General features: G+C 70.5%; 25 protein-coding genes. 3 read left to right on the forward strand and 22 right to left on the reverse strand.

Annotated features, from left to right (window positions below):
- Nucleotides 1–49: 49 nt before the first annotated feature.
- The 21 genes from rplO to rpsJ all read right to left on the reverse strand — a co-directional run bounded on the left by rplO (nucleotide 50) and on the right by rpsJ (nucleotide 9,733).
- On the reverse strand, nucleotides 50–505 hold the full coding sequence (rplO, locus tag AB0E67_RS04995) for a 50S ribosomal protein L15 (protein WP_073786794.1): 456 nt from the start codon (nucleotides 503–505) through the stop codon (nucleotides 50–52).
- A gap of 1 nt (nucleotide 506) precedes the next feature.
- Nucleotides 507–689 carry a 50S ribosomal protein L30 gene (rpmD, locus tag AB0E67_RS05000; RefSeq protein WP_005313525.1) on the reverse strand — a complete coding sequence of 61 codons (183 nt, stop codon included), beginning with the start codon at nucleotides 687–689 and terminating at the stop codon, nucleotides 507–509.
- Nucleotides 689–1,294: a 30S ribosomal protein S5 gene (gene rpsE, locus AB0E67_RS05005; RefSeq protein ID WP_335934427.1), complete on the reverse strand. Its 606-nt coding sequence runs from the start codon at nucleotides 1,292–1,294 to the stop codon at nucleotides 689–691. Before rpsE ends, rpmD begins: the two co-directional genes overlap by 1 nt.
- A gap of 47 nt (nucleotides 1,295–1,341) precedes the next feature.
- Nucleotides 1,342–1,725 carry a 50S ribosomal protein L18 gene (gene rplR, locus AB0E67_RS05010; protein ID WP_335934428.1) on the reverse strand — a complete coding sequence of 128 codons (384 nt, stop codon included), beginning with the start codon at nucleotides 1,723–1,725 and terminating at the stop codon, nucleotides 1,342–1,344.
- Nucleotides 1,726–1,727: 2 nt separating this feature from the next.
- Nucleotides 1,728–2,267, reverse strand: a complete 540-nt coding sequence (gene rplF, locus AB0E67_RS05015; protein ID WP_362020999.1) for a 50S ribosomal protein L6 — start codon at nucleotides 2,265–2,267, stop codon at nucleotides 1,728–1,730.
- 21 nt (nucleotides 2,268–2,288) lie between these two features.
- A complete protein-coding gene (gene rpsH, locus AB0E67_RS05020) occupies nucleotides 2,289–2,687 on the reverse strand; it encodes a 30S ribosomal protein S8 (RefSeq protein ID WP_019888762.1) in 399 nt (132 codons plus the stop codon).
- A 224-nt stretch (nucleotides 2,688–2,911) separates the two neighbouring features.
- Complete coding sequence (locus AB0E67_RS05025; protein ID WP_003956452.1) at nucleotides 2,912–3,097, reverse strand: type Z 30S ribosomal protein S14; 186 nt, start codon at nucleotides 3,095–3,097, stop codon at nucleotides 2,912–2,914.
- Nucleotides 3,098–3,099: 2 nt separating this feature from the next.
- Nucleotides 3,100–3,657: a 50S ribosomal protein L5 gene (gene rplE / locus AB0E67_RS05030; protein WP_362021003.1), complete on the reverse strand. Its 558-nt coding sequence runs from the start codon at nucleotides 3,655–3,657 to the stop codon at nucleotides 3,100–3,102.
- Entirely contained in the window at nucleotides 3,657–3,980 is a 324-nt protein-coding gene (gene rplX, locus AB0E67_RS05035) for a 50S ribosomal protein L24 (protein WP_073786786.1), read from the reverse strand. The genes rplE and rplX overlap by 1 nt, the downstream gene beginning before the upstream one ends.
- Nucleotides 3,981–3,982: 2 nt before the next feature.
- Complete coding sequence (gene rplN, locus AB0E67_RS05040; protein ID WP_003966950.1) at nucleotides 3,983–4,351, reverse strand: 50S ribosomal protein L14; 369 nt, start codon at nucleotides 4,349–4,351, stop codon at nucleotides 3,983–3,985.
- 106 nt (nucleotides 4,352–4,457) lie between these two features.
- Nucleotides 4,458–4,742 carry a 30S ribosomal protein S17 gene (rpsQ, locus tag AB0E67_RS05045; RefSeq protein WP_030977953.1) on the reverse strand — a complete coding sequence of 95 codons (285 nt, stop codon included), beginning with the start codon at nucleotides 4,740–4,742 and terminating at the stop codon, nucleotides 4,458–4,460.
- Nucleotides 4,742–4,966 carry a 50S ribosomal protein L29 gene (rpmC, locus tag AB0E67_RS05050; RefSeq protein WP_015035581.1) on the reverse strand — a complete coding sequence of 75 codons (225 nt, stop codon included), beginning with the start codon at nucleotides 4,964–4,966 and terminating at the stop codon, nucleotides 4,742–4,744. Before rpmC ends, rpsQ begins: the two co-directional genes overlap by 1 nt.
- Nucleotides 4,966–5,385: a 50S ribosomal protein L16 gene (gene rplP, locus AB0E67_RS05055; protein WP_072485538.1), complete on the reverse strand. Its 420-nt coding sequence runs from the start codon at nucleotides 5,383–5,385 to the stop codon at nucleotides 4,966–4,968. Before rplP ends, rpmC begins: the two co-directional genes overlap by 1 nt.
- A 5-nt stretch (nucleotides 5,386–5,390) precedes the next feature.
- Nucleotides 5,391–6,227 carry a 30S ribosomal protein S3 gene (rpsC, locus tag AB0E67_RS05060; protein ID WP_073786782.1) on the reverse strand — a complete coding sequence of 279 codons (837 nt, stop codon included), beginning with the start codon at nucleotides 6,225–6,227 and terminating at the stop codon, nucleotides 5,391–5,393.
- A complete protein-coding gene (rplV, locus tag AB0E67_RS05065; protein WP_009997296.1) occupies nucleotides 6,227–6,574 on the reverse strand; it encodes a 50S ribosomal protein L22 in 348 nt (115 codons plus the stop codon). The genes rpsC and rplV overlap by 1 nt, the downstream gene beginning before the upstream one ends.
- Nucleotides 6,575–6,615: 41 nt before the next feature.
- Entirely contained in the window at nucleotides 6,616–6,897 is a 282-nt protein-coding gene (gene rpsS, locus AB0E67_RS05070) for a 30S ribosomal protein S19 (RefSeq protein ID WP_283853425.1), read from the reverse strand.
- 12 nt (nucleotides 6,898–6,909) lie between these two features.
- Nucleotides 6,910–7,746: a 50S ribosomal protein L2 gene (gene rplB / locus AB0E67_RS05075; RefSeq protein ID WP_362021008.1), complete on the reverse strand. Its 837-nt coding sequence runs from the start codon at nucleotides 7,744–7,746 to the stop codon at nucleotides 6,910–6,912.
- A gap of 39 nt (nucleotides 7,747–7,785) precedes the next feature.
- Nucleotides 7,786–8,109, reverse strand: a complete 324-nt coding sequence (rplW, locus tag AB0E67_RS05080; RefSeq protein WP_073786776.1) for a 50S ribosomal protein L23 — start codon at nucleotides 8,107–8,109, stop codon at nucleotides 7,786–7,788.
- Nucleotides 8,109–8,759 (reverse strand): 50S ribosomal protein L4, encoded by a 651-nt coding sequence (gene rplD / locus AB0E67_RS05085; RefSeq protein ID WP_335934457.1) that lies wholly within the window; start codon nucleotides 8,757–8,759, stop codon nucleotides 8,109–8,111. The genes rplW and rplD overlap by 1 nt, the downstream gene beginning before the upstream one ends.
- Before the next feature lie 7 nt (nucleotides 8,760–8,766).
- Entirely contained in the window at nucleotides 8,767–9,411 is a 645-nt protein-coding gene (gene rplC, locus AB0E67_RS05090; protein WP_362021011.1) for a 50S ribosomal protein L3, read from the reverse strand.
- Between the two features lie 13 nt (nucleotides 9,412–9,424).
- A complete protein-coding gene (rpsJ, locus tag AB0E67_RS05095; RefSeq protein WP_003948644.1) occupies nucleotides 9,425–9,733 on the reverse strand; it encodes a 30S ribosomal protein S10 in 309 nt (102 codons plus the stop codon).
- Between the two features lie 618 nt (nucleotides 9,734–10,351).
- Between rpsJ and AB0E67_RS05100 the strand changes: the two genes are divergently transcribed.
- The 3 genes from AB0E67_RS05100 (at nucleotide 10,352) to AB0E67_RS05110 (ending at nucleotide 15,956) form a co-directional block, all read left to right on the forward strand.
- On the forward strand, nucleotides 10,352–12,022 hold the full coding sequence (locus tag AB0E67_RS05100) for an RNA ligase family protein (RefSeq protein WP_362021014.1): 1,671 nt from the start codon (nucleotides 10,352–10,354) through the stop codon (nucleotides 12,020–12,022).
- A gap of 54 nt (nucleotides 12,023–12,076) precedes the next feature.
- Entirely contained in the window at nucleotides 12,077–14,506 is a 2,430-nt protein-coding gene (locus AB0E67_RS05105) for a poly(A) polymerase (protein WP_362021017.1), read from the forward strand.
- A 244-nt stretch (nucleotides 14,507–14,750) separates the two neighbouring features.
- A complete protein-coding gene (locus tag AB0E67_RS05110; protein WP_362021019.1) occupies nucleotides 14,751–15,956 on the forward strand; it encodes a hypothetical protein in 1,206 nt (401 codons plus the stop codon).
- Between the two features lie 53 nt (nucleotides 15,957–16,009).
- Here AB0E67_RS05110 and AB0E67_RS05115 read toward each other — a convergent pair whose 3' ends face one another.
- On the reverse strand, nucleotides 16,010–16,300 hold the full coding sequence (locus tag AB0E67_RS05115) for a hypothetical protein (protein WP_362021022.1): 291 nt from the start codon (nucleotides 16,298–16,300) through the stop codon (nucleotides 16,010–16,012).
- Nucleotides 16,301–16,405 lie beyond the last annotated feature (105 nt).

The raw sequence follows: 16,405 nt of genomic DNA on the forward strand, positions 1-16,405 counted from the left end.
CCCCAAATGAGAGGCATCCCCGGTCGGATGTTCAGGCCATCGAGTCGTCTCAGACGAGCTCGGTGACGGTACCGCCGGCGGCGGTGATCTTCTCCTTGGCGGAGCCGGAGACGGCGTCGACCGTCACCTGCAGCGCCACGGAGATCTCGCCCTGTCCGAGGACCTTGACGAGGTGGTTGTTGCGCACGGCACCCTTGGCGACCAGGTCGGCCACGGTGACCTCGCCACCCTCGGGGTAGAGGGCCGCGAGACGGTCCAGGTTCACGACCTGGTACTCAGTGCGGAACGGGTTCTTGAAGCCCTTGAGCTTCGGGAGACGCATGTGGAGGGGCATCTGCCCACCCTCGAAGCGCTCCGGAACCTGGTAGCGGGCCTTGGTGCCCTTGGTGCCACGACCGGCGGTCTTACCCTTGGACGCCTCACCACGACCCACACGGGTCTTGGCGGTCTTGGCGCCCGGGGCGGGCCGGAGGTCATGGGCCTTCAGCGGCTTGTTCTCCGCCATGTCAGTCGACCTCCTCGACCGTCACGAGGTGGCGGACGGTGTGCACCATGCCGCGGAACTCGGGGCGGTCCTCCTTGACGACCACGTCGTTCAGGCGCTTGAGCCCGAGCGAACGCAGGGTGTCGCGGTGGTTCTGCTTGCTGCCGATGTACGACTTCGTCTGCGTGATCTTGAGGCGGGCCATCACACACCCGCCCCAGCACGCGCACGGAGCAGGGCCGCAGGGGCGACGTCCTCGAGCGGCAGACCGCGGCGGGCCGCGATCTCCTCGGGACGCTGCAGGCCCTTGAGGGCCGCCACGGTCGCGTGCACGATGTTGATCGCGTTGTCGGAGCCGAGCGACTTCGACAGGATGTCGTGAACGCCGGCGCACTCCAGGACGGCGCGCACCGGGCCACCGGCGATAACACCGGTACCGGGGGAAGCCGGCTTGAGCAGGACGACGCCCGCGGCCTTCTCGCCCTGGATCGGGTGCGGGATGGTGCCCTGGATGCGGGGGACCTTGAAGAAGTTCTTCTTGGCCTCCTCGACGCCCTTGGCGATGGCCGCGGGAACTTCCTTGGCCTTGCCGTAGCCGACACCGACGGTGCCGTCACCGTCGCCCACCACGACCAGCGCGGTGAAGCTGAAGCGACGACCACCCTTCACAACCTTGGCGACACGGTTGATCGCGACGACGCGCTCGACGTACGCGGTCTTCTCGGCGGCAGCTGCGCCGCCGTCACGGCCCTTCCGGTCCCGCCGCTCGCCGCCACCGGCACCGCTGCCGCGGCGCTGGGGTCCAGCCATTGGATTTACCTCTCTCTGTTACGTCCGCTGTGCGTAGGAACCGGGGCTCAGAACTTCAGCCCGGCTTCACGGGCGGCGTCAGCCAGAGCGGCAATCCGCCCGGCGTACTGGTTGCCGCCGCGGTCGAACACGACGGCCTCGACGCCTGCGGCCTTGGCGCGCTCAGCGACCAGTGCGCCGACCTGCTTGGCCTGGGTGCTCTTGTCGCCCTCGCCACCACGGATGGAGACGTCCAGGGTGGACGCGGACGCGAGCGTGTGACCCGCGACGTCGTCGATGACCTGGGCCACCATGTGGCGGTTGGACCGCGTGACGACCAGACGGGGACGCTCCGGCGTACCCGAGACGTACTTGCGGACACGGATGTGGCGACGCTTGCGGGCGGCGCGCTTGTAGGCGTCGCCCTTGGCGATCTTCACGCCGTATGCCATGGCTACTTACCAGCCTTTCCGACCTTGCGGCGGATGACCTCGCCGGCGTACTTGACGCCCTTCGCCTTGTACGGGTCGGGCTTCCGCAGCTTGCGGATGTTGGCCGCCACCTCGCCGACCTTCTGCTTGTCGATGCCCTCGACCGACAGCTTGGTCGGGGACTCGACCTTGAAGGTGATGCCTTCCGGCGCCTCGACGACGATCGGGTGGCTGTAGCCCAGGGCGAACTCCAGGTTGGAGCCCTTCGCCTGGACGCGGTAACCGACACCGCTGATCTCGAGCGCCTTGCTGTAACCCTGGGTCACACCGGTGATCATGTTCGCCACCAGCGTGCGGGACAGGCCGTGCAGGGCCTTGTTCTGACGCTCGTCGTTCGGGCGGGAGACGTTCAGGACGCCGTCCTCACCCTTGGTGACCTCGATCGGCGACGCGACGGTGTGCGTGAGGGTGCCCTTGGGGCCCTTCACGGCGACCGTGCGGCCGTCGATGGTGACGTCCACACCGGCGGGAACCTGGATGGGGAGCTTGCCGATTCGCGACATGAGCTTTTCCTCCGTTCCCGACTACCAGACGTAGGCGAGGACTTCCCCACCTACGCCCTTCTTCTGCGCCTGCTGGCCGGTCAGGAGACCGTGGGACGTGGAGATGATCGCCACGCCCAGGCCGCCGAGGACCTTCGGCAGGTTGGTGGACTTTGCGTAGACACGCAGACCCGGCTTGGAGATGCGCTTGATGCCGGCGATCGAACGCTCGCGGTTCGGGCCGAACTTCAGCTCCAGGACGAGGTTCTTGCCGACCTCGGCGTCCTCGACCTTCCAGCCGGTGATGAAGCCCTCCTGCTGGAGGATCTCCGCGATGTGCGACTTGATCTTGCTGTGCGGCATCGACACCGAGTCGTGGTAAGCCGAGTTCGCGTTACGCAGACGCGTGAGCATGTCTGCGATCGGATCAGTCATGGTCATGAATTGGCCTTCGGCCTCTCTCGCCGGGGTTTCCTGTATGCGCCATCCCTCTCCCCGCTCAGAGGCGGGACGGGTGCGGTGCGGGGACCTACGGCGTAGTAAGTCGGTCATGGGCGGCGGGCGCCCAACCCCGCAAGCCTACGGCATGCGAGGCGGGGCTCCCGCCGACCAGATGCTTACCGAGAGCTTCCGGTGATTCCCAACGCCCAGGGGGCGGAGGGGAATTACCAGGAGCTCTTGGTCACGCCCGGCAGCTCGCCGCGGTGAGCCATCTCACGAAGGCACACGCGGCACAGGCCGAACTTGCGGTAGACGGAGTGGGGCCGGCCGCAGCGCTGGCACCGCGTGTACGCGCGGACGCCGAACTTCGGCTTGCGGGCGGCCTTAGCGATCAGAGCCTTCTTCGCCACGGTCAGTTCTCCTTGAACGGGAAGCCGAGGTGACGAAGGAGGGCACGACCCTCGTCGTCGTTGGTCGCCGTGGTCACCACGGTGATGTCCATGCCCCGGGCCCGGTCGATCTTGTCCTGGTCGATCTCGTGGAACATGACCTGCTCCGTGAGACCGAAGGTGTAGTTGCCACGGCCGTCGAACTGCTTCGGCGACAGACCGCGGAAGTCACGGATACGCGGCAGCGCGAGCGACAGCGTACGGTCCAGGAACTCCCACATCCGGTCACCGCGGAGGGTGACGTGGCAGCCGATCGGCTGACCCTCGCGCAGCTTGAACTGCGCGATGGACTTGCGGGCCTTGGTGACGGCCGGCTTCTGGCCGGTGATCGTGGTGAGGTCGCGCACGGCGCCGTCGATCAGCTTGGAGTCGCGGGCGGCGTCGCCCACACCCATGTTGACCACGATCTTGACCAGGCCGGGGACCTGCATGACGTTCTCGTAGGAGAACTCCTCACGCAGCTTGCCGGCGATTTCCTCGCGGTAGCGCGTCTTGAGACGCGGCGCAGTGGTGGCAGTCATCAGATGTCCTCACCGGTCCGCTTGGCAACGCGGATCTTGTTGCCCTCGTCGTCGAAGCGGTAGCCGACGCGAGTGACGACCTTCTTGCCGTCCTTCTCCACGACCAGCTGCACGTTGCTGACGTGAATCGGGGCCTCGGTGGTGACGATGCCGCCGGTCTGCGAACCGCGAGCCGTCTGACCGGCCTTGGTGTGCTTCTTGACCCGGTTGACACCCTCGACGAGGACACGGTCCTGAGCCGGGTAGGCCACGATGACCTTGCCCTGCTTGCCCTTGTCCTTACCGGTGATGACCTGTACCAGGTCGCCCTTCTTGATCTTCATGCTTACAGCACCTCCGGCGCGAGCGAGATGATCTTCATGAACTTCTTCTCGCGCAGCTCCCGGCCCACCGGGCCGAAGATGCGGGTGCCGCGGGGGTCGCCGTCGTTCTTCAGAATGACGGCGGCGTTCTCGTCGAAGCGGATGTACGAGCCATCCTGACGACGACGCTCCTTGACGGTGCGAACGATGACGGCCTTGACGACGTCACCCTTCTTCACGTTGCCACCGGGGATCGCGTCCTTGACGGTGGCGACGATGACGTCACCGATGCCCGCGTAGCGGCGACCCGAACCACCGAGAACACGGATGGTGAGGATTTCCTTCGCACCCGTGTTGTCGGCGACGCGAAGTCGCGACTCCTGCTGGATCACGTCTATCTCCTGATCGTCTGCCGGTTCCCGGTGGGGGCCGCCCCGTGTCCGGAGCGGACCCCACCGAGCCTGGCGGAACTTGCCTGAGGGGGATGCCCCTCAGGAATTACTTGGCCTTCTCGAGGATCTCGACGACGCGCCAGCGCTTCGTCGCAGACAGCGGCCGGGTCTCCATGAGGAGGACGCGGTCGCCGACGCCCGCGGCGTTCTGCTCGTCGTGGGCCTTCAGCTTGTTCGTACGGCGGATGACCTTGCCGTACAGCGCGTGCTTCACACGGTCCTCGACGGCGACGACGACGGTCTTGTCCATCTTGTCGCTGACGACCAGACCCTCACGGGTCTTGCGGAAACCGCGGTCGGTGTTCGTCTCAGTCACAGTCTTCTCGCTCATCAGGCGCTCTCCACCGTCTCGATGCCCAGCTCACGCTCGCGCATCAGGGTGTAGATCCGGGCGATGTCCTTACGGACGGACTTGAGCCGGCCGTGGTTCTCGAGCTGTCCGGTCGCCGCCTGGAAGCGGAGGTTGAACAGCTCTTCCTTGGCCTCGCGGAGCTTGTTGAGCAGCTCCTCGTTGCCCAGCTCGCGCAGCTCGGACGCCTTGGTTCCGGCCGACATCACGCCTCACCTGCCTCGCGCCGAACGATGCGGCACTTCATCGGAAGCTTGTGAGCAGCGCGGGTGAGCGCCTCACGAGCAATCTTCTCGTTCGGGTAGGACAGCTCGAACATCACCCGACCCGGCTTGACGTTCGCGATCCACCACTCGGGAGAACCCTTACCGGAACCCATGCGGGTCTCGGCCGGCTTCTTCGTCAGGGGACGGTCCGGGTAGATGTTGATCCAGACCTTGCCGCCACGCTTGATGTGACGGGTCATCGCGATACGAGCCGCCTCGATCTGGCGGTTCGTCACGTACGCCGGGGTCAGCGCCTGGATGCCGTACTCGCCGAACGCAACCTGCGTGCCACCCTTGGACATACCGCTGCGCTTCGGGTGGTGCTGCTTGCGGTGCTTGACCCTACGGGGGATCAGCATTTCGGTCAGGCCTCCGTTCCGGTGCTCTCAGCAGCCGGAGCGGCAGCGGCGGGAGCCTCGGCCTTGGGGGCCTCGGCCGGAGCCGACTGCTGCTGCGGCTTGCGGCCGCGGCCGCCACGCTCGCCACCGCGGCCGCGGCCGGCCGGGCGGTCGGCGCCACCACGGGCCGGGCGGTTGCCGGCACGGGCGGCGGCGTTCTCGGCGCGGACCTCGGCGATGTTCTTGACGTCGCCCTTGTAGATCCAGACCTTCACACCGATGCGGCCGAAGGTCGTCTTGGCCTCGAAGAAGCCGTAGTCGACGTTCGCGCGGAGCGTGTGCAGGGGCACACGGCCCTCGCGGTAGAACTCCGAGCGGGACATCTCGGCGCCGCCGAGGCGGCCACCGCACTGGATCTTGATGCCCTTGGCGCCGGCCTTCATCGAGCTCTGCATGCTCTTGCGCATGGCACGACGGAAGGAGACGCGGGAGGACAGCTGCTCGGCGACGGCCTGGGCCACCAGCTGAGCGTCCACCTCGGGGTTCTTGACCTCGAGGATGTTCAGCTGGACCTGCTTGCCGGTGAGCTTCTCCAGCTCGCCGCGGATGCGGTCGGCCTCGGCGCCGCGGCGGCCGATGACGATGCCCGGGCGAGCGGTGTGGATGTCAACGCGGACGCGGTCGCGGGTGCGCTCGATCTCCACCTTGGAGATGCCGGCCCGCTCCATGCCCTTCGTCATCATGCGACGAATGGCGACGTCTTCCTTGACGTAGTCCTTGTACAGCTTGTCGGCGTACCAGCGGGACTTGAAGTCCGTGGTAATGCCGAGTCGGAACCCGTGCGGGTTTACCTTCTGGCCCATTACCGGGTTCCTTCCTTGCTGCTGACGACCACGGTGATGTGGCTGGTCCGCTTACGGATCCGGTAGGCACGACCCTGGGCGCGCGGCCGGAACCGCTTCAGGGTCGGGCCCTCGTCCACGTACGCCTCGCTGATGACCAGCGTGGAGGCGTCGGTGTGGTCGTAGTTGTGTGCGGCGTTGGCGATGGCGCTGTCCAGCACCTTGCCAACCGGCACGCTCGCGGCCTGCGGGGCGAAACGCAGGACCGCCTGAGCCTCCGTGGCGTCCATGCCACGGATGAGGTCCACCACGCGGCGGGCCTTCATGGGCGTGACGCGGATGTACCGCGCCTGGGCCCTGGCTTCCATGGTTGTCCCTTCGGTGTAAGTCATGAGTCGTTCCACCCCGCTTAGCGGCGCTTCGACTTCCGGTCGTCCTTGACGTGGCCGCGGAAGGTGCGAGTCGGCGAGAACTCGCCGAGCTTGTGGCCGACCATCGACTCGGTGACGAACACCGGTACGTGGATCTTGCCGTTGTGCACCGCGATGGTGTGACCCAGCATCGCCGGGACGATCATCGAGCGACGGGACCAGGTCTTGATGACGTTCTTGGTGCCTGCCTCGTTCTGCGCGTCCACCTTCTTGATGAGGTGGCCGTCGACGAAGGGCCCCTTCTTGAGACTGCGCGGCATCTAAACCCGCTCCTAGCGCTTCTTGTTCGTCTTGCGGCGGCGGACGATGTACTTGTTGCTCGCCTTCTTGGGAGAACGAGTACGACCCTCCTTCTGACCCCACGGCGAGACCGGGTGGCGACCACCGGAGGTCTTGCCCTCACCACCACCGTGCGGGTGGTCAACCGGGTTCATCGCGACACCGCGGACGGTCGGGCGCACGCCCTTCCAGCGCATGCGGCCGGCCTTGCCCCAGTTGATGTTCGACTGCTCGGCGTTGCCGACCTCGCCGATCGTGGCGCGGCAGCGGGCGTCGACCAGGCGGATCTCACCCGACGGCATGCGCAGGTGGGCCATGGAGCCCTCCTTCGCCAGCAGCTGCACGGAGGCACCCGCGGAGCGGGCGAACTTCGCGCCGCCGCCGGGCCGCAGCTCGATGGCGTGGATGGTCGTACCGACCGGGATGTTGCGCAGCGCCAGGTTGTTGCCCGGCTTGATGTCGGCGGTGGGGCCGTTCTCGACGCGGTCACCCTGCGACAGGCCGCGCGGCGCGATGATGTAGCGCTTCTCGCCGTCCGCGTAGTGCAGGAGCGCGATGCGCGCGGTGCGGTTGGGGTCGTACTCGATGTGCGCGACCTTGGCCGGCACGCCGTCCTTGTCGTGACGACGGAAGTCGATCACGCGGTAGGCGCGCTTGTGGCCACCACCCTGGTGGCGAACGGTCACACGACCGGCGTTGTTACGGCCGCCCTTGCTGTGCAGGGGGCGGACCAGCGACTTCTCCGGCGTGGACCGCGTGATCTCGACAAAGTCGGCGACGCTGGAGCCACGACGGCCCGGGGTCGTCGGCTTGTACTTGCGGATACCCATTTCTCAGTCCTCGTCCGATTCCGGACGGTCGGACCGCCCTCAGGCGGTCGGACCGCCGAAGATGTCGATACGGTCGCCCTCGGCGAGGGTCACGATGGCGCGCTTGGTGTCGGCGCGCTTGCCGAAACCGGTGCGGGTGCGCTTGCGCTTGCCCTGCCGGTTGATCGTGTTGACCCCGGTGACCTTGACCGAGAAGACCGCCTCGACGGCCTGCTTGATCTGGGTCTTGTTGGAGCCCGGCGCGACGATGAACGTGTACTTGTTCTCGTCGAGCAGCGCGTAGCTCTTCTCCGACACGACCGGCTTGACGAGGACGTCGCGCGGGTCCGTGTAGGTCTTGCTGGTAACGGTCGCCTCGCTCATCAGGCGGCGCTCCCTTCGGTCTCAGCGGTCTGGGGGCCAGACACGAAGGACTCGAAAGCGGCCTGGGTGAAGACCACGTCGTCGGAGACGATCACGTCGTACGTGTTCAGCTGGCCCGGCTCCAGGATGTGCACCTGGGGCAGGTTGCGGGCGGACAGCCACGCGGCCTCGTCGGCGCGGTCGACGACCAGGAGCAGGTTCTTGCGCTCCGTGATCTTGCCGAACAGCGTCTTGGCGGCCTTGGTGGAGACGGCACCCTCGACCACGCCGGTGACGACGTGGATGCGGGAGTGACGGGCCCGGTCCGAGAGGGCACCGCGCAGGGCGGCGGCCTTCATCTTCTTCGGGGTCCGCTGCGAGTAGTCACGCGGCTGCGGGCCGTGGACGACGCCACCGCCGGCGAACTGCGGCGCGCGGGTCGAACCCTGGCGGGCGCGGCCGGTGCCCTTCTGGCGGTACGGCTTCTTGCCACCGCCGCGGACCTCGCCGCGAGTCTTGGTCTTGTGCGTGCCCTGACGGGCAGCTGCCAGCTGTGCGACGACGACCTGGTGGATCAGCGGAACGCTGGTCTTCGCGTCGAAGATCTCCGCGGGGAGCTCGACGGTCCCGGCCTTGTCGCCTGCCGGCGAAAGGATGTCAATGGTGCTCATCGGTTCCTCAAGCCCCCTTGGCCGCGGTACGGACCAGGACGAGGCCGCCGTTCGGACCCGGGACGGCTCCCTTGATGAGGAGCAGACCCTTCTCCGCGTCAACGGCGTGAACGGTCAGGTTCTGGGTGGTGACCCGCTCGTTGCCCATGCGGCCCGCCATGCGGAGGCCCTTGAACACACGGCCCGGGGTGGCGCAGCCACCGATGGAGCCGGGCGAGCGGTGCTTGCGCTGGGTGCCGTGACCGGCGCCGAGGCCACCGAAGTTGTGGCGCTTCATGACACCGGCGAAGCCCTTGCCCTTGCTCTTGCCCGTGACGTCGACCTTGACGCCGGACTCGAACACCTCGGCGGTGATCTCCTGTCCGAGCGTGTACTCGGCGGCGTCGGCGGTGCGGAGCTCCACCAGGTGGCGGCGCGGGGTCACGTCGGCCTTGGCGAAGTGGCCCTTGAGGGGCTTGTTCACCTTGCGGGGGTCGATCTCGCCGAAGGCGATCTGGACTGCCTCGTAGCCGTCGGTGTCGTTGGTGCGGACCTGGGTGACGACGCAGGGCCCGGCCTTGACGACGGTCACCGGGACGACCCGGTTGTTCTCGTCCCAGACCTGGGTCATGCCGAGCTTCTCGCCCAGGACGCCCTTAATGTTCTTAGCCATCTCGCGCGTCACCTCAGAGCTTGATCTCGATGTCGACGCCCGCCGGCAGGTCGAGACGCATCAGCGAGTCAACCGTCTTCGGCGTGGGGTCGAGGATGTCGATGAGGCGCTTGTGCGTGCGCATCTCGAAGTGCTCGCGCGAGTCCTTGTACTTGTGCGGCGACTTGATGACGCAGTACACGTTCTTCTCAGTGGGCAGCGGCACCGGGCCCGCGACCGACGCACCCGTGCGGGTCACCGTCTCGACGATCTTCTTCGCCGAGGAGTCGATGACCTCGTGGTCGTAGGCCTTGAGCCGGATGCGGATCTTCTGTCCCGCCATGGCTACTAGTAGTCCTGTCTCTCGCTAACGCTCTGGAACCCGGCGGTTCTGCCTCCGCCTCCGACCCACGCGGTCGGGCGTGTCGCAACCCCTCCACGTGGAATTCCCTGAGGAATCTCCCGTACCGAGGGGGTGCGGACCCGAGGACCGCGTCGTGCTCCGCGAGGAGCGTCGGGGGTGAATACCCGCCGGGTGCCTGGCCGGGGCCCCGCTGACGCTTCCCGGAAGATTCCCGTACGTCCGACCCGCAGGGGGTCGACGAGTACTGTGGGACTCGCTTCCGGTCCTCCCGGCGGGAGGCGCGCAGCATTGACACTCAACCGAGCAACCTGAGCAGTGTGCCATACGGGCCACGGGCCTGGCCAATCGGGCCGGAGATAGTACCCCCCGCACCCGACCGGTCAAACGCGGGCGGGCGTCGGAGTGGTTCCGGGAGGCTGTACGGGGCACGTCGGGGCCCGCACGACGCGCCGACCACGCGTGCGCGGCGGGCGCGCCGCACCGGGCCGTCGCCCCGTAAACCGGTCGAACCCGACCTCTCCCCACCCCTACAGTGACCGGCCGGACGTCTGTTCCCACCAGCGCCGTACCGTTTCTCCACCACCAGGGGCCCTTGTCATGCGTACGCACTATCCGCGCACCCCGCACCTGCCCTGGTCCCCCGGGGCCACCTCGGACGACGTGCGGATCGCGGACCTGTCCGGGCTGGCGGGCCGCGAGGTGGTCGTGACCGAGAAGCTGGACGGCGAGAACACCACGCTCTACGCCGACGGTCTGCACGCCCGCTCCCTCGACTCCGCCCACCACCCCTCGCGGGGCTGGGTGAAGGCGCTCCAGGGCCGGATCGGCTCCCGGATCGCCCCGGGACGGCGGGTGTGCGGCGAGAACGTGTTCGCCCGCCACTCCATCCCGTACGACGGCCTGGAGAGCTGGTTCTACGGTTTCTCCGTCTGGGACGGGGAGCGCTGCCTGGACTGGGACCGGACGGTGGCCTTCCTGCGCGGTCTGGGGATACCGGTGCCGCCGGTGCTGTGGCGCGGAGTGCTCGACGCCCGCGCCGAGAAGGCCCTGCGGGCGCTGCGGCCGGACACCGGCCGGCAGGAGGGGTACGTCGTCCGCCCCGCCGACGGCTTCGGCGCGGCGGACTTCGGGCGCCTGGTGGCGAAGTGGGTGCGGCCCGGCCACGTACGGACGGACACGCACTGGATGCACGCCGCCGTGGTGGAGAACGGCCTCGGTCCTGCGGCGGCGCTCTGGGCCGTACGGTCCGGCGCGCCCGTGGACGGGGCGGCGCTGGCCGAGGCGTCGGGGGCGTCCGTGTGGGACGCCGGGGCCGCCGTCGCGATGTCCGACGGGCTCGACGCGCTGGGCCGTACCGGCGACGACCGGCTGACCGGCGTCCTGGCCGCGCTGCTGCACCGGGGGCGGCGCACGGAGCTGGCGCCCGCGCTGGCAGGGACCGTCGGCATGCCGGTGGCCCGCCGCGTCGCCGACCTCGTCGGACTGCACCCGTCGCTACACCGCCCGTACCCGGACGAGGAACGGCGCACCGGCCTGGCCCGGATGTCGCTCGCCGCCGACCTGGAGGTGCTGCACGCGCTGGCCGCGGCCGTCGCGGGGAGCGACGAGGAGCGCGAGCAGGTGGAGTGGTCGGCACTGCACGCGCAGGACGTACGGGAGCCGGCCGGGCTGGACGAGGCGTTCGCCGACCTGGAGCCGACGGCCGCGGACCGCTGCCGCGCGCAGGCCCGCGAGGCGTACGCGCTGGGCCGGATCAGCACCGTCGGCGAGGCGGTCGCCGCGACCTGGCGGTGGCGCGGCGGGGACTTCCCGTGCCTGATCCAGCTGGTCGGCCCGTCGGGCGGCGGCAAGAGCACCTTCGCCCGGGGCCTGCCGGACGTGGACGCGTACGTGTCCCTCGACGACCTGCGCGGGGCCCGGGGCTCGCGCGCCGACCAGCGGGCCAACGGGGAGGTGCTGCGCGAGGGCCTGGACCGGCTGGACGCCGCGCTCGCGGCGGGCGGCACGGTCGTCTGGGACGCCACCTCGCTCAACGCGCACCAGCGTTCCCTGGTGCACGCGGTGGCCCGGCGGCGGGACGCGCTGGTCACCCACGCCGTGACGGTGGTCGAGGAGGCGGAGCTGGTCCGCCGAAACGGGCGGCGCGCCCACCCGGTGCCGCCGGAGGTGCTGACCTCGCAGCTGCGCCGGTACGCGCCCCCGTACCCGGGTCAGGCGCACCGCACCTGGTACGTCGGCGCGAGCGGGACGGTGGAGGACCGGGCGTAGCGGCGTAGCGGCGGACGCGCGGACGGCGGGGAAAAGGAAGGGGACGGAGCACGGATGCGTACCAGCGAGGAGATCTACCACCGGGTCCGCTGGGACGCCCGGTTCGATCCGGCGCGCTTCGTGATGGGCGTGGCACAGCGCGGGAGGGCGCCGAAGCGGGTGCCGCTCCCCCGGTTCACGCCGGGCGGCGAGATCCCCTGGCACCGGGTGCTGTTCATCGAGGCGGACGGCGAGGTGGTGTGGGACCGGGCGACGGGGGTGGACCGGCTGGACGCGACGGAGGCCGGGCGGGTACGCGCCCCGCGGCGACTGCCGTCCCCGTACTTCACCTCGCGGACCCCGCACGCGTTCTGCGCGTCCCGGGGCACCTGGGCGCCGGTGGAGGAAGGCGTGCAGCCCCGGGGTACCCGGGCGGCTGGCGAGGAAGGCGTGCAGCCCCGGGGCGGCTGGACGCCGCCGGAGGGCGACGGGACGCCGCTCCCCGCGTCCGCCGGCCCCCTGACGGTGCTGACCTGGAACACCCTCTGGGACCGTTACGACAGCGACCGCATCGACACCGCCCGGCGCAGGCCATTGCTGCTGGAGGCCCTGCGCGCGGCGGACGCGGACGTCATCGCGCTCCAGGAGGCCGAACCCGCCCTGCTCGCCCTGCTGTTGGAGGCGCCCTGGGTCCGCGAGCACTGCACGCTCGGGACCGATCCGGGCGGCCGGGACGTCGCCGACTGCGGTCTGCTGCTGCTCAGCAGGCTCCCCGTGCGGGAGGCGGGGCTGCACGAGCTGGGTCCGCACAAGGCGGTCGCCGCCGTCGTGGTGGAGAGCGGGGCGGGGCCGGTCACGGTCGCGGTCACCCATCTCAGCAGCGACCACTCGCCGAACGGCGCGGACCGGCGGGACGCCGAACTGACCGACCTGGCAACGGGGTTGGCGGCCGTCGAGGGCGAGGTGCTGCTGCTCGGCGACTTCAACGACGGCGGGGACACCCCGCAGCAGCGGCTGGGGATGGCGGACGCCTGGAGCCGGGTGCACGGCGCGGCGGACCGCACGCCGACCTTCGACCCGTCGGTCAACCCGCTGGCCGCCGTCTCCTCCCTGTCGGGTCGGGCGTCCCGGCTGGACCGGGTGCTGGTCCGCTCGGAGCGGTGGCGGCCGGTGTCGGCGGTGCTGCTGGGCGACGTACCGGCGCCGGACGGACCGTACGTCTCGGACCACTTCGGGGTGCGGGTGGAGCTGACGCCCCGGACCGTGCGGGACGACGCGCGTTCACCGGCTGACGAGGCCGACGAGCCGGCCGACGAGGAACGGCCGACCGACGAGGCGTCGGCGGCCGACGAAGCGCGGGCGGCCGAGTTGGTCCGCCGGGTGACGGCCGCCCTGCCGGAGGCCCGGGTCCACCTGGTGGGCTCGCGACGGATGGGCTGCGCGCTCCCCGGCGCGGACGTGGACCTGGTGGCATCCCTGCCGGGTGGCGGGGAGGCGGCGCGCGACGGGAACACGGCGGGGGACGGCGGCCTGCCGGGTGTCGCCGTACGGGAACGGCTGGCAGCCGCGCTGCCGGACGCCGTCGACGTACGCGAGGTGACCGGCGCCCGGGTGCCCGGTCTGCGCTTCGGCGTCGGCGGTCTGCGGGTGGACCTGGTGACCGTCCCGGCCGGGGCCCTGCCCCCGGCCGAGGCGGTGGGCCGCCGCACCGAACTGGGCGAGGCGGCGGCCAGGGCGCTCAGCGCGGTGAGCGACGCGGACGCGGTGCTCGCGGCGGCGGACCCGCACCGGACCGCGTTCGCCGGGCTGGCCCGCGAGGTCAAGGCGTGGGCACGGGCCCGCGGCCTGGACTCCGCCCCGTGCGGCGGGCTGCCGGGCCTGGCCTGGTCGGTCCTCGCGGCCCGTACCGCGCACGGGTCGGGCGACCTGCCGCCACTCCCCCTGCTCCGGCACTTCTTCGCCACCTGGGCGATGTGGGACTGGGACGTACCGGTCTGCGTCGGGGAGATCGAGGAGCGCCCAGGCCCTGTTCAGCAGCCGCTGACCGTGCTGACGCCGACCGCCCCCGTGCGTTCCTGCACCACGCAGGTCTCGGCGGCGGCCCGCGACCTGGTCGTCGAGGAGCTGTTCCGCGCCTGGGAGATCCTGGAGTCCGTCCCCGACACCGCCCCCGTGCCCCGCGCCCTGCTCCGCGCCCGGCCGCCCCTGCGCCGACGGCACGCCGCCTGGGCGCTCGTCTCCGTGCGGCAGGGCGAGGACGAGGGCCGCTTCCGGGGCCGGATCCTGGCCCTGCTCGCCGCCCTCGCGGAGGCCGGCGCGCCGGACGCCCACGCCTGGCCCCGCCCGTACGCCGCCGACGCGTCCCATGTCCGGTACGCGATCGGCCTCGGCCGCACCCCGCCCGACGCGGCACGGCTGGCGGAGATCGGCGGCGAACTGCTGCGCGGCCTGTCGGGGGCCCGGCTCACGTACGCGGACGGCGCCGACGCGCCGGAGCCGCGGTAAGCCCGGGCCCGTCCGGAGCCGCGGTAGCCCCCGCCTCCCCGTCCGGGCCCGGGCGCGCTGGACACCACCGCCGCCCAAAAGGTAGAACTCCTGTTCGTCATCCCGGGCACAGCAGTGGTCACGGCACCACCCCCACCAACCCTCGCCTCACCCGCCCCACCGCTCCCCCACCAGCCCGTCGGCCGAGCGACGCCGAGGGCCGTAGCCCGCCGGAGCTGTCACCACCACCAGGGAACGGGACTTCATGAGCAGCACAGCGGCACCGCCTCCCGAGGACGGCGCTTCGCCCTCCGACGAGGAGTGGGCGGAGTTCCTGCGGCAGGCGGAGAGCGGGGCGGGGCGGGACAAGGCGCCCAAGGAGCCCTCCGCGCGGGCCCGCATGGTCACCGCCCGCCTGCGGGACCTGGACGAGGAGGCCGTCTCCCGGTCTCGCGGCAGGAGGCTGCCGTGGCGGAGGAAGAAGCCCCCGGTGGCAGGCGCCTGGCAGCCGGAGGGCTGGCGGACCGGGCCCGAGTGGCAGAAGCGGGGCGGCGGGCGGAAGCGCAGCGGCTTCGTATCGTTCCTGGTCATCGCTCTCGTGGCGGCCCTGGCCTTGGTGGCGATACGACCGAGCCTGCTGACGGACCATCTGCCATGGCGGGACTCCGGCAGCGCCGCGCCTCTGCCCCCGCTGCCCCCGGAGACCGCCCGTCCCACGTCGGGGCCCGCCGACGACCCCGCGCCCGACCGTCCCACGCTCGACGAACCGTTCCGGGGCTCGCCCGCGCTCCGCTGGGCCGACGGCGCGGACGGCATCGGGACGCCCCCGGCGAAGGCGGTCGGCGGGATGAGCGAGCAGCAGGTGGCACACGCCCTGGCGACGATGAAGAAGCTGTTGGTGGCGGCGAACCTGGACCCGGCCGCCCTGCGCGGCGAACGGCCCGAGGCGGCGCTGGGCCTGCTCGACCCCGATCAGAAGGACATCCAGGACGAGTTCAGGCAGGCTCTGGCCCACCCCTCCGAGAAACACGACCCGCTGAACCTGTTCACCCGCTTCGATCCCCGGGAGGTCCGGCTGGTGGGCGACGTGGTCAAGACCCGGGGCCGGATGACCTTCAAGGCGGGGAAGCCCGGATCGGTCGAGGTGCACGCCGACTACACCTTCGTGTACCCGGTGCGGAAGGCGGTCTCCGGCCCGCCGCGGCTCGAACGCTCGCTGGTGCGCCGGGAGCTGACGCTGGTGCTGTACGACCCCGCGAAGTACCGGGTGACCGCGGGCAAGCCGGTCCTGACGGAGCTCGGCCACCAGCTCTACAACTCCGCCTGTGACGTGTACGACGGTTACGTGCACCCGGAGTTCCCCGACGTCGACCCCGTCCCGGAGGCCACGGGCCCGGCGTCGGACCCGTACGACCGCAGCGCGCCGCTGTCCGGCGGGGCGAAGGGCTGCGGCACGGTCACCCGTACCTGACCCGCGCCCCCACTCCGAACGAGCGCGTACCGGGTCCGGAGGAGGGACATGGGTCAGGTGGCCGGAACGGCGGGGCCCGAGGCCGGAGGGCGCACCCCGGTCAGTTCCTCCGCGCGCTGCCGCAGGAGCGGAGCCGGTTCGACGTACCAGCCTCTGCCGACGGCCTGGAGCATCTCCGCGAGCGCGATCCGCTCGCCGATCCGGCCGGCGGGGGTGTCGAGGACGTGGGCGAACTCGGCACGGATGCGGGCGGCGACGGCGGGGACGCGGAGGCTGTTGACGTAGAGCATGGCCGGGTCGTACCCCACGGGCACAGCTCCCCAGCGCTCCCGGTCCAGGATCACGAGGGGATCGTGGGTGAGGTTGGCCCACTGGAGAGATCAGCGTGCCCGGTGACACGCTCGGTGATCGTCGGCGCGGGGATGCCCAGGAACTCGGGGAAGACCCGG

The organism is Streptomyces sp. NPDC032161, from assembly GCF_040636995.1.
GTDB lineage: Bacteria > Actinomycetota > Actinomycetes > Streptomycetales > Streptomycetaceae > Streptomyces.

Excerpts from the sequence above, each read along its gene's own strand:
- rplO (WP_073786794.1), bottom strand. The coding sequence starts at position 505 with ATGGCGGAGAACAAGCCGCTGAAGGCCCATGACCTCCGGCCCGCCCCG.
- rpmD (WP_005313525.1), bottom strand. The coding sequence starts at position 689 with ATGGCCCGCCTCAAGATCACGCAGACGAAGTCGTACATCGGCAGCAAG.
- rpsE (WP_335934427.1), bottom strand. The coding sequence starts at position 1,294 with ATGGCTGGACCCCAGCGCCGCGGCAGCGGTGCCGGTGGCGGCGAGCGG.
- rplR (WP_335934428.1), bottom strand. The coding sequence starts at position 1,725 with ATGGCATACGGCGTGAAGATCGCCAAGGGCGACGCCTACAAGCGCGCC.
- rplF (WP_362020999.1), bottom strand. The coding sequence starts at position 2,267 with ATGTCGCGAATCGGCAAGCTCCCCATCCAGGTTCCCGCCGGTGTGGAC.
- rpsH (WP_019888762.1), bottom strand. The coding sequence starts at position 2,687 with ATGACCATGACTGATCCGATCGCAGACATGCTCACGCGTCTGCGTAAC.
- rplE (WP_362021003.1), bottom strand. The coding sequence starts at position 3,657 with ATGACTGCCACCACTGCGCCGCGTCTCAAGACGCGCTACCGCGAGGAA.
- rplX (WP_073786786.1), bottom strand. The coding sequence starts at position 3,980 with ATGAAGATCAAGAAGGGCGACCTGGTACAGGTCATCACCGGTAAGGAC.
- rpsQ (WP_030977953.1), bottom strand. The coding sequence starts at position 4,742 with ATGAGCGAGAAGACTGTGACTGAGACGAACACCGACCGCGGTTTCCGC.
- rpmC (WP_015035581.1), bottom strand. The coding sequence starts at position 4,966 with ATGTCGGCCGGAACCAAGGCGTCCGAGCTGCGCGAGCTGGGCAACGAG.
- rplP (WP_072485538.1), bottom strand. The coding sequence starts at position 5,385 with ATGCTGATCCCCCGTAGGGTCAAGCACCGCAAGCAGCACCACCCGAAG.
- rpsC (WP_073786782.1), bottom strand. The coding sequence starts at position 6,227 with ATGGGCCAGAAGGTAAACCCGCACGGGTTCCGACTCGGCATTACCACG.
- rplV (WP_009997296.1), bottom strand. The coding sequence starts at position 6,574 with ATGGAAGCCAGGGCCCAGGCGCGGTACATCCGCGTCACGCCCATGAAG.
- rpsS (WP_283853425.1), bottom strand. The coding sequence starts at position 6,897 with ATGCCGCGCAGTCTCAAGAAGGGGCCCTTCGTCGACGGCCACCTCATC.
- rplB (WP_362021008.1), bottom strand. The coding sequence starts at position 7,746 with ATGGGTATCCGCAAGTACAAGCCGACGACCCCGGGCCGTCGTGGCTCC.
- rplW (WP_073786776.1), bottom strand. The coding sequence starts at position 8,109 with ATGAGCGAGGCGACCGTTACCAGCAAGACCTACACGGACCCGCGCGAC.
- rplD (WP_335934457.1), bottom strand. The coding sequence starts at position 8,759 with ATGAGCACCATTGACATCCTTTCGCCGGCAGGCGACAAGGCCGGGACC.
- rplC (WP_362021011.1), bottom strand. The coding sequence starts at position 9,411 with ATGGCTAAGAACATTAAGGGCGTCCTGGGCGAGAAGCTCGGCATGACC.
- rpsJ (WP_003948644.1), bottom strand. The coding sequence starts at position 9,733 with ATGGCGGGACAGAAGATCCGCATCCGGCTCAAGGCCTACGACCACGAG.
- AB0E67_RS05100 (WP_362021014.1), top strand. The coding sequence starts at position 10,352 with ATGCGTACGCACTATCCGCGCACCCCGCACCTGCCCTGGTCCCCCGGG.
- AB0E67_RS05105 (WP_362021017.1), top strand. The coding sequence starts at position 12,077 with ATGCGTACCAGCGAGGAGATCTACCACCGGGTCCGCTGGGACGCCCGG.
- AB0E67_RS05110 (WP_362021019.1), top strand. The coding sequence starts at position 14,751 with ATGAGCAGCACAGCGGCACCGCCTCCCGAGGACGGCGCTTCGCCCTCC.